Raw genomic sequence first — 15,268 nt, forward strand, 5'->3', positions numbered from 1 at the left:
GCTGGCAGGCCGTGTTCACGGCGGCCTGCGGCCCGCCGCGAACCGCGACCATCTGACCACCCAGCCAAACGGCGCAACCGGAGCAGGAACACCACCGGCAGCAAGGCCGGCCGCACCGCCATGCCCACCACCAGGAACCTCAGATCAACTCCGAGCGAAACCGCTCACCCAAGCCGACCGGTGGATCGAGGCTAAGCACCGCTCGCAGTTCGGGGGAGCGCCCAGGCTGTCCGATTCCATGTCGGCACCATAGCCGACCTCCCCGCGCCGGGTTGTGGAGCTGGGGAAAGATTGGCGCTCTCGTGGCTCGGTGCGCGGGCCGGCGCACGCTGGCCTTTTTGTTTTTTCGTCTGGGGGATTGTTCACTCCGTGCTGCCGGCGTCAAGCCGTCGTCGCAGTTTCGGCAAAACTTTTGGCCCGCTGTGCTCCTTCAAAACTTTGGCCTGCAACCGCTCCTTGGGGCTTGACCCCGACAGCACTCCATGAGGGCGGAAAACCGCCGAAAAGGCAAAAAAACGTTGAGGGAGATAGAGAAAATGACCGAATACATCACCACCAAGGACACCGCAAAGTTGGTTCGTGCGGCCTTGAAGAACGCTTTTCCCGGAGTGAAGTTCAGTGTTCGGATGAGTACCGGCACCGCGGCCGCGTGGATGAACGTGAGCTACAGCGACGGACCCACAGAACTCGAAGTGCGCCGAATCACCGGCCACTACGAGGGCCGCCATTTCAACGGTATGACGGACGGCTACGACGACGCCGGAACGGTCCTAGTCGCGGGAGACGGCGAAGACATGCCCCGTGAGGTGCGTTACTGCTGCGACGGAGTCAACAGCCACCGTGACTACACCGCCGCCGGATACCGCGCAGCACAACATCTCATCAGCACCGACAGCGAGCACAAAGACTTAGTTCTATTCACCCCCGAGGGCAACCCCATTGACAATGCGACTGGGACTGCCCCAAGTTCAGTTGACTCAAAGGGTTAGTGGTCTCAAGCGGCTTTGAGGGCCACGTTTATTGTCTCAAACTCGATCGGGGTGAGCTTGCCGAGGCGGCGTTGCCGGCGCTTGCGGTGGTATGTCCGCTCGATCCAAATCACCATCGCGAGGCGCAGTTCCTCTCGGGTTGACCACCGCTTCCGGTCGAGGACGTTCTTCTGCAGCAGCGCGAAGAAGGACTCCATCGCGGCGTTATCGCCGCATGCGCCGACGCGGCCCATCGACCCGGTGATGCCGTTGTTCTTCAGCACGCGCAGGAACGCGTTGGAGCGGAATTGAGAGCCTCGGTCCGAGTGCAGGATCGTGCCGTCGATGGTGCGCTGACCGATCGCGTTCCGGGCCGCGGCGACGGCCAGGGACGCCTTCATCCTGGAGTCGATGGAGTAGCCGACGATCTTGTTCGAGTAGACGTCTTTGATCGCGCAGAGGTAGATCTTGCCCTCGTCGGTGCGGTGTTCGGTGATGTCGGTCAGCCAGAGCTGGTTCGGGCGTGTCGCGGTGAATTTCCGTTTGACGAGGTCGTCGTGGACGGGCGGGCCGGCCTTGCGCGTGAGGCCGCGTTTCTTCGCGAACACGGACCAGAGCCGCTGCTGCGAGCACAGCCGCCAGACCCGGTTCTCGCCGACGCTGAGGCCCGACTTGTGGAGCTCGTCGGCGATGAACCGGTAGCCGAACGCAGGGTCGCCCCGGTGAGCGTCCCAGACCGCGTTGGTGAGGTGGGCGTTGTCCCAGTCGCGCTGGGAGACTGGGTCGCGCTTCCACTGGTAGAACGCTTGTTTGGAGAAGCGCAACACCCGGCAGGTCACCGTGACGGGGACACCGTCGACGGCCAATTCACGGACCAGCGGGTACATCATTTTGGGTTGACGTCCCGGGAGAGATAGGCCACGGCCCGGCGCATGACCTCGGCTTCCTGCTCGAGCAGCCGGATGCGCTTCTTGGCATCCCGGAGCTCGGTGGATTCCTTCTCGGTCACACCGGGCCTGACGCCTTCTTCGACGTCGGCTTTCTTCAGCCAGTTCGCCAGGCAGGACTCCGAGATCCCGAAGTCCTTCGCGATCTGATTCAGCGGGGCTTCGTGCTTCCGGGCTACCGCGACAACGTCACGGCGGAACTCGGGTGGGTAGGGCTTGGGCATGATGACATCTTTCCAGCGAAGACGAATCTCCACAGGTCAAGAGTCAACCAAACCGGGGGCAGTCCCAGGCGTCGCCACAGGCATGTTTGAGGCGCTCTTCGTTTGCCTCTCCCGACGTGCGCTGGTACAACAGCGCACTGAACGAAAACAGCGGGCCACTCTTCAGAGCATCCACGCCAAGCACCCGGAACGCCCCCACTCCGTCATTGCCACCCCGAACGGCAGGTACTCCGTCAGAGTCAGAGTGGCGTTGTGAACCGCAGCGTTTCGTGGCGTCTTTATCGCAGAGATAAATGTCTTGAGCGCGGCCAGAGGGCAGCCGGTACTTTGGTCAGGAGTCTCGGTGGCTGACGAGGGGCTCTGTTCCGATGACACTGAGGAGGGCGAGGTTCTCGGCATCGCCGGATCCTATGGGCGCGGTGTAGAGGATTAGATGCTGGTCCCGGTCTGTGACGGCGAGCGAGTCGCAGTCGACGGTGATGTCGCCGACGGGCGTCGCCCGAAACGTCTTCTTGAGGGGCGGCGGGATCTGGACGTCGTGCCGCTCCCACAGCCGGGAGAATTCCGCGCTCCCTTCCCGCAACTCCCGGATGAGGTCGGCAATGACAGGGTCGGAAGGGTAGCGCGCCTGAGCGCTCCGCAGTTGCGTCACAACACCCTCTCGGAACTCGACGTCGTCGCTGATTCCGTAGATCGCGGGTGGAGGTTGCCCGCCGGCGAGGAAGGCTTTGCGCGCGAGGTTGCGATCGTGGGGCTCGACGAGAGCGAAGTCTTCCATCAGGGCTGCCGCGAGGTCGTTCCATGCGAGCACCTCGAACGCTGCGGAAAGGACGATCCCTGCCGTGAGCGGTAAGCGTTCGAGAACTCCGAGGACGCTGGGGCGCACGTCACGGCGGTGCAGCCCCGACGGGGCGGGCGTGGTGCCAGCAAGGAGGTGCAGGTGGTCGGATTCCGCGTCCGTGAGGCGAAGTGCGCCTGCGATGCCTGCCAGGACCTCGGCTGACGGGCGAGGTGCACGGCCTTGCTCGAGGCGGACGTAGTACTCGGTCGAGATATGCGCGCGGACGGCGATCTCCTCCCGCCGAAGACCGGGCGTTCGCCGGCGTGCGCCCGAGGGCAGGCCGACGTCTTCCGGGCGGAGTCGCTCGCGGCGACTGCGAAGAAACGCGCCCAGTTCGCTTTTGTCCATACCCCAAGTGTGCGTGCCAGAGGCGTGCGGAGCGTAGTACCGTCTGTGCCTGGATCCGGATCCGTCACGGGCAGACGCTGTCGATATGACAAACACCAACGAGTCCATCCCGGTCGGCCTGCTGACCGGCAAAGTCATTTTTATTACCGGAGCCAGCCGCGGTATCGGTGCCGCCGCAGCCCATCTCTTCGCCTCCGAGGGCGCAGCTGTCGTCCTCGCTGCCCGCAACACGACAGCACTCGACTCTCTCGTCGCCCAGATCCGCACCACGGGTGGCACCGCCGACCGCGTCGCCATGGACCTCTCTGACCGTGCCAGCATCCGTGCTGCCGTCGGCCGGGTCGAGGAGCTCCACGGGCGCCTCGACGGAGCGTTCAACAATGGCGGGGTAAACCAACAGAACGTCGGCCCCCTCGACACCACCTCCGACGACGACATCGATGAGCAGTTCTCCGTCAACTTCCGTTCCCACTGGGTCGCGATGGTCGCCGAGGCGGCTCTCATGCGGAAGTCCGGTGGTGGGGCGATCGTGAACACCTCCAGCATCGGCAGCCGACGGGCCGTACCTCCGCTGCCCGCTTATGCGGCGATGAAGCGCGCCCTGAACAGCATTACCGAGACGGCCGCCGTCACCTGGGCGGGTGAGGGAATCCGTGTCAATGGGATCACGCCCGGCGGCACTGCGACCGAGATGATGGACGAGTGGGAGAAGAAGACCCCGGGCATTATCGATGCCAATAATGCTGCCAGCCCCATCGGCAGGATGGCGACCGCGCTGGAAGTCGCGGAAGTCGCCGGATTCCTTCTCAGTGACCGTGCCTCGGCCGTGACGGGCGCCATCGTGCCTGTCGACGGCGGCGCCGGCGCCTAAGCGGAAAACCTCACATGACTATCACTGATCTCACAGGGAAGGTCGCTGTCGTTACCGGTTCAAGTCGTGGCATCGGACGGGCGATAGCGATCCGGCTCGGGGCTCGGGGAGCGCAGGTCGTGGTGAACTACGCACACGGTGCGCAGGGCGCGGCCGAGACGGTTGCCGCCATCATTGCGGCCGGCTCCGATGCGGTGGCTGTTCAGGCCGACGTTTCCGATCCGGGTCAGATTGAGGCACTTTTCGACGCGGCTCGATCGCGGTTCGGAGGTATTGACATCGTCGTCGCGAACGCCGGAATCGACGAGACCGGCGGGCCAATCGTCGATGTCACAGAAGCGGATTACGACCGCATGTTCGGCGTCAACGCAAAGGGTGCCTTCTTCACGTTGCAGCACGCGGCGCGCACCGTGAACAGAGGCGGCTCTATTGTGCTGATCGGCTCAGGATCCACCAGCCGTCCCGTCGCCGGTTTCGGCCTCTACGCCTCAAGCAAGCTTGTCGGGAATTACCTCGTGGGAGTCCTCGCACAAGAAATCGGTGAAAGAGAAGTGACGGTCAACACCATCCTTGCCAGTGCAACGGATGGTGCCGGCTACTTCTCGGCCGGAGCCGACAACGATGAGCTCCGTACGCTGGTGCAAAACGCCAGCCCGCTCGGAAGAATGGGGTCGGTCGACGACGTCTCAGACGCTGTCGAGTTCTTCATCGGCCCACTCTCCCGCTGGGTGAGCGGTGCGCAACTCCTGGTCAGCGGCGGCCAAAACTGACTCTTCTGCATGGATCACCGATTCGTTGGGGACCCTCAAACACAGTTCATGCGTTGAGGGTTCCCCCGCAGTAAATCGTGGGAGCCATGAGCCTCTGCGGGACATATCAAATGGCTCCGGTTCTGTCTTGGGTGCGAGCACGATGGCCCAATGACTTCTGTCCGTAGACGATCGTTCGCGAGACACGCTCGGACGGGTTCAGCAAGTCGCGGGAACATCGGGCGGTATTAGTAATGCTTGGCGTGTACGCGTCTATGTAACGCGTTACCGGGTTGATGATACGTTGCTGGTATGCGAATTGGATATGGTCGGGTCTCTACCCGGGATCAGCACCCTGAGGCCCAACACGATGCCTTGACCGCGGCTGGTTGTGATCGGATATTCCTGACACGGCTTCGGGAACACTCGCCCGCCGGCCTGAACTTGACAGGGCTCTACTCTCGGCGACCCGGGCCGGCGATCAGCTCGTCGTGACGAAACTCGACCGGCTCGGCCGGTCGTTGGAGAACCTCATCGATTTGTCGAACACCCTCCAGGAGCGCGGCGTTGATTTGGTGGTCTTGGATCAGGGCATCGATACGTCCAGTATCACCGGGCGGATGTTTTTCCAGATCCTTGGCTCGATTGCGGAGTTTGAACATGCGCTGATGTCTGAACGCACCCGCGATGGGCTGGCCGCGGCCCGTGCCCGGGGACGGACCGGCGGGCAGAAGCCCAAGCTCGGTCCGCGTCAGGTCAGGCTGGTCCGTGAGATGTATGAGGAGAAGGACGCCGACGGCAAGCGGGCCCACACTGTCCAGCACATCGCCGGGGAGTTTGGAGTCACTCGGCCCACGATCTACCGGCACTTGGCCAAACCCTGAGCCCCGGCTGTCCGCTGCGGGCAGGGCCGGCCGACCTCCATTAGCGTTGAGGAATGAGTTCCCTCGTCCCGTCCGACTACGCTGCCACGCTTGAGAGCATCAAGCGGCTTGTGCATGAGGCGCGCTACATAGCCCAGCGCCGGGTGAACACCGAACTGCTCAGGCTCTATTGGCAGATCGGAGCGGCGATTATCGAGCGACAGAAGACGGCCGCGTGGGGCAGCAAGGTTCTTGTCCAGCTTTCTGCGGATCTGCGTGCAGAGTTCCCGACCGCGAAGGGGTTCTCGCCAGCCAACCTCAGGTACATGCGCCGGTTCGCCGAGGCGTGGCCCGAACACGATTCAATTCGCCAACGACCCGTTGGTGAATTGCCCTGGGGCCACGTCATCGAGCTGCTTGACAAGCTCGACGATCCCGAACTACGCGAGTGGTACAGCGCCAAGGACATCGCGCAGGGTTGGAGCCGTCCGGTGTTGGCTCACCAGATCACCACCCCCCTGCACCTGCGCGAAGGCACAGCTCCGTCCAACTTCCTGCACGCTCTTGAACGCCGTGATTCTGAGCTCGCTCAGCAGATCACTAAGGATCCGTTCACGCTCGAGTTCCTCGCGATCGACGGTGACGCCGCCGAGCGAGAGCTGGAGGACCGGCTCGTCGAGCGCATCATCGACACACTCCGCGAGCTTGGCCCCGGGTTCGCGTTCGTGGGACGCCAGGTCCACTTCGACGTCGACGGCGATGACTTTTTCGCCGATCTGCTGTTTTTCCACGTCGACCAACTCCGGTATGTGGTCATTGAACTGAAGACCACGAAATTCGACCCGCGCGACGCCGGCCAACTCGGCTTCTACGTCGCCCTCGTTGAGGATCGGCTGCGGAAGCCGCAGCACCAGCCCACGGTTGGGATGCTCCTAGTCGCTGACAAAAACGAGTCCGTCGTCCGGTACGCACTCGCCGGCACCACCCAGCCGATCGCTGTCTCCCGTTACGACCTCTCGCCCGCCGAGCAGGCTGCGCTTCCCGCCGAGGACGCTCTAACCCGCGCGGTCGCCCTCGAGCTCGATGACCACCCCCAGCGCCAGGCCAACCCCTCCGACTAGGCCACGACCTGCGCCACCTCGTCACGACCCTCCACGGACTCACCGAACGGGGGATCGGGCCTCAGGGCCTCGCTGGGGAGGGGGCGGCGACCGACACCACTACGGTGTCCGGGGAACTGGCCTTCAGCGTTTTCGCTGCCGTGGCAGAGATCGAGCGGGCACGTATCTCAGAACGCACCATTGGAGCCTTCGTCGCGGCGCGCCCGCGGGAAGGCGAGCGGCCGTGCACGAGGACAGCGGCCAAAGCTTACCTCGGCATGGCCGCCACGAGAACAGCAGGAGTGCGGGAGCGGTAGTGGCGAGGAGTGCTTGATGGTAGCGGCAGTCCGCGTAGTTGGTAGCACGGTTCTAGCGAGGTAGTAGCGACCCGGGCTGGGTGCCCGGCCCGCTGGGTGTCACTCCCAGTAACCGTCTTGGGCGTTGTTGGTGAGGCGGGTTACGATCGATGCCGCCGCGACCCGGTCGGGAAGTTCCGCGACCCCAGTGCGCGGGTACGGTCTGGGAGGGGATCACCGTCGGGGAGCCGGTCGATGGACCTCGGGTCCCGTTCACGGTACGTTGAGGTCCTCACCTTCGAGGCTGTTCCGCAAGCTATCAGGCAGCGAAAATGCTGACAAGAGGTAATAAACTCTGCACCAGGCCGCAATCTGCGTTGTCGCTACCGAACGAAGGGCACCCTTATTGCCATCTGACACCGTTGCATTGTTGGACGCCATCAGCATCCTGGCCGATTGGGACCACCACCCACGGATACGGTCAACACTGCGCACCACACGCCTCGGGGCCTCAACGCTGAGTTCGATAGATGCGACACCGGTAGACGACGAATGGACCGTCACCCGCCCAGACGATGATGTTGTTGAGCGTCGAACGGCCGACGGCGTCTACACACTGACGATCGGACACAAGGAGGTAGAACGGTTTTTTCGTGACGCTCGCCGGGTTCCACCCGCGCTGTGCCTGGTGTTCCCTATGTCCGCTTTCATCTGGGGCCGTCCGCGAGATATGTGGAGGATGGTCGGCGCCGCGAGGGAGGGAGACGAGACGAAAATCACATTGGTCCACACAGAGCAGACGCCATTCGAGGCGATTTTGACGGTCAACCATGACCTGCGGATTGCCACCAAGCTTGCGTCGCTGGGAGAGACCCTGGAGATGTTCGACTTCGAGTGATTGCACGTCGCACAGAAGTATCTGGGTGCTTCCAGACGGGGCGTTCGGGTCTAGGACCGGACCTCCGAAGCGCGCGCAGCCTCGTACTTCACGCGGAGTGCGTTGATCCTGCTCGCCAATCCGTTGTGAGCAGCACGCGGCTGGTTCCAGCTGCAATCTGCGTGTCGACGATGACGCCGCAGTTCCGACGGAGTGCCGGGTTGTCGCGTTGCGCTGTCATCTGTCGGCGGCCATGACAAGCTGCCCATAGGCGGCCACGGAACTGCCCGCTGACGGCCAGTAGAACTGCTTGGGTTCTATCGGTCGTTGCAACACCCGGCACTTTTCAGGAGTTGCGACCATGGTTTCCGAACAGACAAAACGACCACCAGCCCGAACGTTCACCGACGACGAGAAGGCGTCATTCTTCGCCGCGTTCGAACGGCTCGGAAGCATCCGCCTCGCCGCCGAGGAACTCGGCTTCAAGCCCATGACGTGTCGGCATTGGGTAACCCTCGCGGGCATCGATGTCTATCGGAATGCTCGTGCACGAGGCGTCTGTGCTGATCGTGATTGTCAACGCCATGCGCCTCTTGCGTCGGCATGAACGGCACAGCGCGGCGCGCCCATCCGCCTTGGGTGGGTTAGGCCGCGGGGTGGGTCTTGACGAACCTGGTGTCCGTGCCGATGACGGGGATCTTCAAAGCGCCACCCGGTGATCCCACCGGGGTGTCCCGCCCCTCGAGAATGTCGGCGAAGAACCTCTTGTTGTCGCGGAGGTACGGTTGTTCCCCGTCGGGTAGGTCGGCTTCGTAGTAGATGGCCTCGACCGGGCAGACCGGTTCGCAGGCGCCGCAGTCGATGCACTCATCCGGCTGGATGTAGAGGGTGCGCTTGCCCTCGTAGATGCAGTCGACGGGGCATTCGTCCACGCACGCCCGGTCCTTCACGTCGATGCAGGGGGAGCCGATTACGTAGGTCATTTGGGTACCGCCGTCGACAGGAGGGCAAGGGTCTCCTCGATCACGGTGGCCGCGTCGTCGATGAGTTCGGCGCTGATCACCACCGAGGGCAGTAAGCGGAGCACCGAATCCCACGAGCCGGCGTCCAGCACGATGACGCCGTGGCTGGTGGCGTGGTCGATTATCGTCCGCAGCGCCGCCGGGTTGGGGGTGGTCGTGCCCGGAACGACGAGCTCGACGCCGAACATGGCGCCCTGGCCGCGCACGTCGCCGACCACGTCGTAGCTGCTGGGCCAGTGGCCGATGCGGGCCCACAACATCCGTTCGACCTCCCGGGCGCGTGCGATCAGGTCGTCACGTTCGATCAGGTCGAAAACTGCCAGGGCCGCCGCGGTGGACACCGGGTTGCCGCCGAAGGTTCCGCCGATGCCGCCGGGCTGCACCGAATCCATGATCTCGGCGCGGCCGGTGACCGCCGCGAGCGGAAAGCCGCCGGCGATGGCCTTGGCCGTGGTGATCAGGTCCGGTACGACACCGTGATGCTCGATCGAGAACCAGGTGCCGGTGCGGCCGAGGCCGGCCTGGATCTCGTCGGCGATGAAGACGATGCCGTGTTCGGTGCAGAACTCGCTCATTCGCTGGAAGTAGCCGGGGGCGGGGATATTGATGCCGCCGTCGCCCTGGATCGGCTCGACGACGAAGGCGGCCACCTCGCTCGCGCCGATGTGCGTGACGATGTAGTCGATGGTGCGTTCGGCGGCCTCGGGTCCGGACAGGCCGTCACGGTAGGGGAAGCTCACCGGGGCGCTGTAGATCTCTCCGGGGAACGGCCCCATTCCGGCACGCTCCGGCCACGGTCGGTACGTCATCGCCATGGTGAGGTTGGTCCGGCCGTGGAAGGCATGGTCGAGCACCACGATCGCGCGGCGACCGGTGAACTTGCGGGCGATCTTCACCGCGTTCTCCACCGCTTCGGCACCGGTGTTCACCAGGATTGAGCGCTTCTCGAAGCCGCCCGGGGTGATCGCATTGAGCTTCTCGGCCACCCGAACGTAGTTCTCGTACGGGGTGACGGTGAAGAGGGTGTGCGTGAGCTTGGCGGCCTGCGCGGCGGTGGCCGCGGCCACCTCGGGCAATGCGTGGCCGAAAGAGGTGACGCCGATACCCGAGCCCAGATCGATGAGCTGGTTCCCGTCCACGTCCACCAGGATCGCGCCTGATCCGTGGTCCATGTAGATGGCGGCCAGGGTGCCGGCGCCGGCTGACACGCTCTGGGTTCGGCGTTCATGCAGGGCGAGGGACCGAGGTCCGGGCAGTGCGGTGAGGAGGTTGCGGTGTTGCGGCACGCTGTACGTCATGACGCCACCCTACGGCCGGGATTCGCTCCCACGCCCGGGAACCGCAAATTAAAATGAAAGAAATTATTTAATTGTTACCCAAGTAAGCGGCCAAAATTAGCGCGTGATTGACCGCGGGGTCTCTAGCGCCATAGAGCAGGGTGGTGGGTCCGGCGGCCTGTGCTACGAGCTCGCGCAGTTCGGTCACGGCCCGCATTGTCGCCGGGTCGCCGTCGAGTTCGGCGCGATAACGAATGGCGAAGTCGTCCAGTCGCTCGGGATCGTGATTCCACCAGGTACGCAGTTCCGGAGACGGGGCCACCTGCTTGAGCCAGGCATCGAGTCGGGCCCGCTCCTTGGAGACGCCCCGCGGCCAGAGCCGGTCGACCAGTACCCGGCATCCGTCGCCGTCGGCCACGTTGTCGTAGATGCGCTTGATCCGGATGTTCACGGTCTACCTTTCCGGCACGTCGGTGAGTCCGAGGTGGGCCAAGGCCGCATGGGCGTAGTCCGCGGCAGCCCCCGCCGTGATCGGCTCGAGCAGCCCAAGCAGCCGTCGGCGGTAATCTTCGCCCAGCAGCAGCGCGTAGAGCGCCTCGGCACGGTTGGTGGCACCCTGTCCGCGTTCGGCGTTGATGTGCTCGGCGAGTCGGGCGACGTGGCGCATGTCGCCGTTGTCGTGCAGCGTGCGGGCCAGATCGGGAAAGCGCAATGACTCGGCGATCACGAGCCTGTGCAGGCCGATCATCTGGGCGGAGTGCAGGCGGAAGACGATCCGGGCGGCCAGGGATTCCAGGGTGTCCCGGTTCTGGCTGTCGCCACTGACGGTCTCGGCGAGGCGGCCCTGCATCTCGGTGAAAACACCGTCCTTGTTGCCGAAATAATTGTATATGGTGCGCTTGGTTACCCGCGCGTCGGCGGCGATGCGGTCCACCGTGGCGTTGCCGAAGCCGTATTCGAGAAAGTTCGCCAGGGCGGCGTCGAGAATCTGCTCCTGCCGCTCGATGCGACCGGCCTCGGTGGGGCGGCCACGCTTTCGTTCGAGCGGCTCTAGGTTCGCGGGTTGCACGGGGTGCCCTTCGGATTGTGGGTAACGCTGTACATCCACGCTACTCGTCGTTGTAGAATGATACGACGTCGTATCATTAATTCGATTCGACTCCTCAACCGCGACCTCACGAAGGCCGAAAAGGAGTTCAGACATGTCTACTCGACAGCGAACTGCCGTGGCACCCCCGAAGCCCGGCACGCACCAGAACGCCAACCCCACTGTTGTGATGCATCAGACGGCCCCGAGCGACACCGCCGGCGCGAAACGTGCGACCGACTTCTATCGACAGATGGTCTTCATCCGCCGGTTTGAAGAACGGGCCGCTCGGGCGTACACCCAGGCGTTGATCGGCGGCTATTGTCACCTCAACCTCGGCGAAGAAGCCGCCGTCGTCGGCCTTATGGCGGCCCTGCGGCCCACGGACTACCTCTTCACCAACTACCGCGAACATGGCTACGCGCTGACGCGGGGCATCGACCCCAACCGGGTGATGGCCGAGCTCTTCGGCCGCTCAGACGGTGTCTCCAAGGGCTGGGGTGGCTCGATGCACATGTTCGACCTCGAAAAACGGATGCTGGGCGGTTACGGAATTGTTGGCGGCCAGATCCCATTGGCTACCGGTGCGGCCCTCGCCATCGACTACCGCGGTGTGGATGAGATCGTCATGTGCACAATGGGTGACGGAACGACGAACATCGGCGCCTTTCACGAGTCGCTCAATATCGCGGCGCTCTGGAACCTGCCCATCGTCTACGTCGTCATCAACAACCGGCTCGGAATGGCAACAACAGTGGACAAGTCCTCGGCGGAGCCCGAACTGTACAAGCGGGCTTCCTCTTACCGGATGGCGTCAGAACGGGTCGACGGGCTTGATCCCGTCGCCGTGTTCGAGGCAGCCCAGCGGGCCGCGGCAGTCGCGCGCGGCGGAAGGCCGTTCCTGCTCGAGGTGATGACCGAACGGCTGCGCGGGCACTCCGTGGTCGACCCCGGCAAGTACCGGGGCGCCGAGGAGATCGCGCTGACCAAGGAGCGTGACCCTGTGGTCACCTTCGCCGCCCACCTCTTCGAGACGGGTCTGCTCACGGAGCAGGAGATCGCAGCCATCAACGATGGTGCCATCGCGCAAGCCACGGCCGCCGCGGTCTTCGCGGAGGCGAGCCCGTTCCCCGACGTGGCCACCCTGTTCGACTACACCTACGCCACACCCGTGGCAAACGACTCGCACAGGTTGCCCGGGCAACCCCTCTTCGAGCCGGCTCCGTACCCCGAGCACGAGGCCACCCGATGAGCATCATGACCTATCGGCAGGCACTGCACGATACTCTGCGCTCCGAGATGCACCGCGATCCCGATGTCTTCTTGATGGGCGAGGAAATCGGCCTCTTCGACGGCGCCTACAAGATCACCGCGGGCATGCTCGACGAATTCGGCGAGAAGCGGGTGCGCGACACCGCGATCGCCGAAGAAGGCTTCACCGGAGCTGCCATCGGTGCCGCGATGCTGGGGCTTCGCCCGGTCGTGGAGATCATGACAATCAATTTCAGCCTTCTCGCTCTCGACCAGATCGTGAACCACGCCGCCAAGATCTACGGCATGTTCGGCGGGCAGGCCCGCGTGCCCCTCGTCATCCGCACCCCGGGCGGCGGCGGCCAACAGCTCGGCGCCACGCACTCGCAGAACATTGAACTGTTCTACGCTTTCGTGCCCGGCATGAAGGTCCTGGCCCCCAGCACCCCCGCCGACGCTAAGGCCATGATGCTCGCGGCGATCCGTGACGACGATCCGGTTCTCTTCCTCGAGAACCTCTCGCTGTACAACACCAAGGGCGAGGTTCCCGACGACGATGTCCCAGCCGAGATCGGCAAGGCCGCCATCACCCGGCGCGGCCGCGACATCACGCTGATCGGCTACTCGCGGATGGCCTACGTGGCGGCCCAGGTAGCCGAGCAGCTCGCCGAGTCCGACGGCCTCGACATCGAGGTTATCGATCTGCGGAGCCTGCGCCCCCTCGACCGCGGGACCGTGGTGGAGTCCGTGAAGAAGACACACGCTGCCGTCATTCTCGAGGACGACTGGCTTACCTATGGGATTGGCGCCGAAATCGCCGCGACGATCTCCGACGGTGCCTTCGACTACCTGGACGCACCGGTTCGTCGCGTTGCCATGGCCGAGGTGCCGATGCCGTACTCAAAACCACTGGAGACTGCCGCGTTGCCGTCGGCGGACGACGTCATCGGCGCCATCCGGCAGACACTCGACGCCGTCGGCCGCCGCCGCAACCCGATGGAGAACAAGTCATGATTGAGATCACAATGCCGCGCCTGTCTGACACCATGACCGAAGGTGCGATCGCGGTGTGGCACAAGCAGCCCGGCGACAGGGTCGAGGTGGGCGACATTCTCGTGGAAATCGAGACCGACAAGGCCACGATGGATTACGAGGCCTATGACGCCGGCACCCTCTCGAAGCAGCTGGTGTCCGAGGGGGAGCAGGTTCTGATCGGCGCCCCCATCGCGCTGCTGGACGACGGTAGGGCGACCCTCGTGCCCGAGCCGGCCGTGGCTTCTGTTGGCGCGGTTCCAATTGCCGCTGCGCCCGCAGCTGACCTTGCTCCGGCAACGGATGCCGCGGCGCCGGCCTTGCCCGTCGCCGAAGACGGCGCCCGCTTGTTTGCCTCCCCGCTCGTGCGGAAGCTTGCCAGGGAGAACCACCTCGACCTGAGCCAGGTTCGCGGTACCGGCCCCGGCGGTCGGATCATCCGTGCTGACACCGTGGGCCTACTCGCCCAGGAGCAGGGCTCCGTCGTCGCCCGGGCCAGCCTTGCGGCCGCGGTTCCGGCGCCCGCTGCCTCAACGTCAGGCGCCATTGCCGGTGCAGACGACAAGCGTGGCTCGGAGGCAGTGGCGCTGAGTAGCATGCGGCGCATCATCGCGCGCCGTCTCGGCGAGAGTGCCCGCACCATCCCGCACTTCTACGTGACCGCAACAGCGGATGCCGAGAACCTCGTGCTCCTGCGCACCGACCTCAACGTCCAGCTGGTGGCGGCCAATCGTCCAAAGGTAAGTATCAACGACTTGCTCATTCGCGCGAGTGCGCTGGCGCTGCGAGAACATCCGCTGGTGAACGCCTCGTACATCGACGACGCGAGCGGCGAGATGCTCGTGCACCACCGCATCAACGTGGGTGTCGCCGTCGCCGGAGCCGTGGGACTGGTGGTTCCGGTGATCGAGGATGCGGACCAGAAGACGGTCAGCCAACTCGGCACCGAGGCCAAAGCCTTGGTGGCACTAGCCAATACCAAGAAGCTCACGCCGGCGCAGATGTCGGGTGGAACCTTCACGATCAGCAACCTCGGCATGTTCGGCGTCGACCAGTTCACCGCCATCATCAACCCGCCCGAAGGGGCGATCCTCGCCGTCGGCGGAATGTCCCTCGAGGCCGTTGTCGTGGGGGAGGAGATCCTGCCCCGCCACCGTATGACGTACACCCTCTCCGCGGATCATCGGATCATTGACGGGGCCTTGGCCGCTCAGTTCCTGCAGACACTCACCCGCCTCATCGAGAATCCGTGGACCATCCTGGCCTGAAGCGGGTACCCCCGCTCCACCAGCCTCGCTCGACCCACACTCACGAACGTAGAAGATAGGACGCACCACAATGGCACGCACAGAAAACGGAAAAGTCGCACTCATCACCGGTGGGGGACAGGGAATCGGGCAGGGAGTCGGAATTTGTCAAGGTGAATGAGGCCAGCGTGAGTTTAGGCGGCTAGTTTCGGCTCGTCTTCTTGAGATTCGGCGGGCTTGTTGATCCAGGCCGTGTCGGGGGTGGCGA

The 15,268-nt window shown here is 64.2% G+C and carries 17 protein-coding genes and 2 pseudogenes; 13 read left to right on the forward strand and 6 right to left on the reverse strand.

Annotated features, from left to right (window positions below):
- Positions 1-536 precede the first annotated feature (536 nt).
- A complete protein-coding gene (locus tag E3O46_RS00180; RefSeq protein WP_134558684.1) occupies positions 537-989 on the forward strand; it encodes an LPD29 domain-containing protein in 453 nt (150 codons plus the stop codon).
- A gap of 5 nt (positions 990-994) precedes the next feature.
- Here the strand turns inward: E3O46_RS00180 and E3O46_RS00185 are convergent.
- Both E3O46_RS00185 and E3O46_RS00190 read right to left on the reverse strand, forming a co-directional pair.
- A protein-coding gene (locus E3O46_RS00185) for an IS3 family transposase (RefSeq protein ID WP_134560886.1) occupies positions 995-2,139 on the reverse strand; the annotation gives its coding sequence in 2 pieces (ribosomal slippage) (positions 995-1,860 and positions 1,860-2,139; 1,146 coding nt in all).
- A 331-nt stretch (positions 2,140-2,470) separates the two neighbouring features.
- Entirely contained in the window at positions 2,471-3,328 is an 858-nt protein-coding gene (locus E3O46_RS00190; protein WP_134449282.1) for a helix-turn-helix transcriptional regulator, read from the reverse strand.
- An 85-nt stretch (positions 3,329-3,413) separates the two neighbouring features.
- On the opposite strand from E3O46_RS00190, the gene E3O46_RS00195 reads away from it, so the two are divergent.
- The 9 genes and pseudogenes from E3O46_RS00195 to E3O46_RS18605 form a co-directional block, all read left to right on the forward strand.
- Complete coding sequence (locus E3O46_RS00195) at positions 3,414-4,199, forward strand: SDR family NAD(P)-dependent oxidoreductase (protein WP_134449283.1); 786 nt, start codon at positions 3,414-3,416, stop codon at positions 4,197-4,199.
- Positions 4,200-4,213: 14 nt separating this feature from the next.
- Complete coding sequence (locus E3O46_RS00200; RefSeq protein ID WP_198413473.1) at positions 4,214-4,969, forward strand: SDR family oxidoreductase; 756 nt, start codon at positions 4,214-4,216, stop codon at positions 4,967-4,969.
- Between the two features lie 291 nt (positions 4,970-5,260).
- Positions 5,261-5,311, forward strand: a pseudogene (locus E3O46_RS19090) (hypothetical protein); the annotation flags it as partial.
- A gap of 38 nt (positions 5,312-5,349) precedes the next feature.
- Positions 5,350-5,832: a recombinase family protein gene (locus tag E3O46_RS00205; protein ID WP_241975521.1), complete on the forward strand. Its 483-nt coding sequence runs from the start codon at positions 5,350-5,352 to the stop codon at positions 5,830-5,832.
- Between the two features lie 53 nt (positions 5,833-5,885).
- Positions 5,886-6,932 carry a PDDEXK nuclease domain-containing protein gene (locus E3O46_RS00210; protein ID WP_134449284.1) on the forward strand — a complete coding sequence of 349 codons (1,047 nt, stop codon included), beginning with the start codon at positions 5,886-5,888 and terminating at the stop codon, positions 6,930-6,932.
- A gap of 53 nt (positions 6,933-6,985) precedes the next feature.
- The gene (locus E3O46_RS00215; protein WP_241975522.1) at positions 6,986-7,228 is read left to right on the forward strand and encodes a recombinase family protein; all 243 of its coding nucleotides are present in this window, start codon (positions 6,986-6,988) and stop codon (positions 7,226-7,228) included.
- A 409-nt stretch (positions 7,229-7,637) separates the two neighbouring features.
- A complete protein-coding gene (locus tag E3O46_RS00220) occupies positions 7,638-8,105 on the forward strand; it encodes a hypothetical protein (RefSeq protein ID WP_134449285.1) in 468 nt (155 codons plus the stop codon).
- Positions 8,106-8,445: 340 nt separating this feature from the next.
- Positions 8,446-8,691: a hypothetical protein gene (locus tag E3O46_RS00225; protein WP_134449286.1), complete on the forward strand. Its 246-nt coding sequence runs from the start codon at positions 8,446-8,448 to the stop codon at positions 8,689-8,691.
- Positions 8,609-8,803, forward strand: a pseudogene (locus tag E3O46_RS18605) (hypothetical protein); the annotation flags it as partial. The gene E3O46_RS00225 and the pseudogene E3O46_RS18605, both read left to right, overlap by 83 nt.
- On the opposite strand, the gene fdxA reads toward E3O46_RS18605, so the two are convergent.
- From fdxA to E3O46_RS00245, 4 genes are all read right to left on the reverse strand, one after another.
- On the reverse strand, positions 8,729-9,067 hold the full coding sequence (gene fdxA, locus E3O46_RS00230) for a ferredoxin (protein ID WP_134560729.1): 339 nt from the start codon (positions 9,065-9,067) through the stop codon (positions 8,729-8,731). The pseudogene E3O46_RS18605 and the gene fdxA overlap by 75 nt on opposite strands.
- On the reverse strand, positions 9,064-10,404 hold the full coding sequence (locus E3O46_RS00235) for an aminotransferase class III-fold pyridoxal phosphate-dependent enzyme (RefSeq protein WP_134560730.1): 1,341 nt from the start codon (positions 10,402-10,404) through the stop codon (positions 9,064-9,066). Before E3O46_RS00235 ends, fdxA begins: the two co-directional genes overlap by 4 nt.
- A gap of 67 nt (positions 10,405-10,471) precedes the next feature.
- Positions 10,472-10,834, reverse strand: a complete 363-nt coding sequence (locus tag E3O46_RS00240; protein WP_134449289.1) for a DUF488 domain-containing protein — start codon at positions 10,832-10,834, stop codon at positions 10,472-10,474.
- A gap of 3 nt (positions 10,835-10,837) precedes the next feature.
- The gene (locus tag E3O46_RS00245; protein WP_166787376.1) at positions 10,838-11,452 is read right to left on the reverse strand and encodes a TetR/AcrR family transcriptional regulator; all 615 of its coding nucleotides are present in this window, start codon (positions 11,450-11,452) and stop codon (positions 10,838-10,840) included.
- A gap of 133 nt (positions 11,453-11,585) precedes the next feature.
- On the opposite strand from E3O46_RS00245, the gene pdhA reads away from it, so the two are divergent.
- The 3 genes from pdhA to E3O46_RS00260 are packed head-to-tail and all read left to right on the forward strand — an operon-like array spanning position 11,586 to position 15,021.
- Complete coding sequence (gene pdhA, locus E3O46_RS00250) at positions 11,586-12,722, forward strand: pyruvate dehydrogenase (acetyl-transferring) E1 component subunit alpha (RefSeq protein ID WP_134449291.1); 1,137 nt, start codon at positions 11,586-11,588, stop codon at positions 12,720-12,722.
- Entirely contained in the window at positions 12,719-13,735 is a 1,017-nt protein-coding gene (locus tag E3O46_RS00255; protein WP_134449292.1) for an alpha-ketoacid dehydrogenase subunit beta, read from the forward strand. Before pdhA ends, E3O46_RS00255 begins: the two co-directional genes overlap by 4 nt.
- A complete protein-coding gene (locus E3O46_RS00260) occupies positions 13,732-15,021 on the forward strand; it encodes a dihydrolipoamide acetyltransferase family protein (RefSeq protein ID WP_134449293.1) in 1,290 nt (429 codons plus the stop codon). The genes E3O46_RS00255 and E3O46_RS00260 overlap by 4 nt, the downstream gene beginning before the upstream one ends.
- Positions 15,022-15,268 lie beyond the last annotated feature (247 nt).

This window comes from Cryobacterium glucosi (genome assembly GCF_004402235.1).
Lineage (GTDB): Bacteria > Actinomycetota > Actinomycetes > Actinomycetales > Microbacteriaceae > Cryobacterium > Cryobacterium glucosi.

What these genes read in the sequence shown, in the direction of transcription:
- E3O46_RS00180 (WP_134558684.1), top strand. Translation starts at nt 537, where the DNA reads ATGACCGAATACATCACCACCAAGGACACCGCAAAGTTGGTTCGTGCG.
- E3O46_RS00235 (WP_134560730.1), bottom strand. Translation starts at nt 10,404, where the DNA reads ATGACGTACAGCGTGCCGCAACACCGCAACCTCCTCACCGCACTGCCC.
- fdxA (WP_134560729.1), bottom strand. Translation starts at nt 9,067, where the DNA reads ATGACCTACGTAATCGGCTCCCCCTGCATCGACGTGAAGGACCGGGCG.
- E3O46_RS00190 (WP_134449282.1), bottom strand. Translation starts at nt 3,328, where the DNA reads ATGGACAAAAGCGAACTGGGCGCGTTTCTTCGCAGTCGCCGCGAGCGA.
- E3O46_RS00195 (WP_134449283.1), top strand. Translation starts at nt 3,414, where the DNA reads ATGACAAACACCAACGAGTCCATCCCGGTCGGCCTGCTGACCGGCAAA.
- E3O46_RS00260 (WP_134449293.1), top strand. Translation starts at nt 13,732, where the DNA reads ATGATTGAGATCACAATGCCGCGCCTGTCTGACACCATGACCGAAGGT.
- E3O46_RS00210 (WP_134449284.1), top strand. Translation starts at nt 5,886, where the DNA reads ATGAGTTCCCTCGTCCCGTCCGACTACGCTGCCACGCTTGAGAGCATC.
- E3O46_RS00200 (WP_198413473.1), top strand. Translation starts at nt 4,214, where the DNA reads ATGACTATCACTGATCTCACAGGGAAGGTCGCTGTCGTTACCGGTTCA.
- pdhA (WP_134449291.1), top strand. Translation starts at nt 11,586, where the DNA reads ATGTCTACTCGACAGCGAACTGCCGTGGCACCCCCGAAGCCCGGCACG.
- E3O46_RS00225 (WP_134449286.1), top strand. Translation starts at nt 8,446, where the DNA reads ATGGTTTCCGAACAGACAAAACGACCACCAGCCCGAACGTTCACCGAC.
- E3O46_RS00255 (WP_134449292.1), top strand. Translation starts at nt 12,719, where the DNA reads ATGAGCATCATGACCTATCGGCAGGCACTGCACGATACTCTGCGCTCC.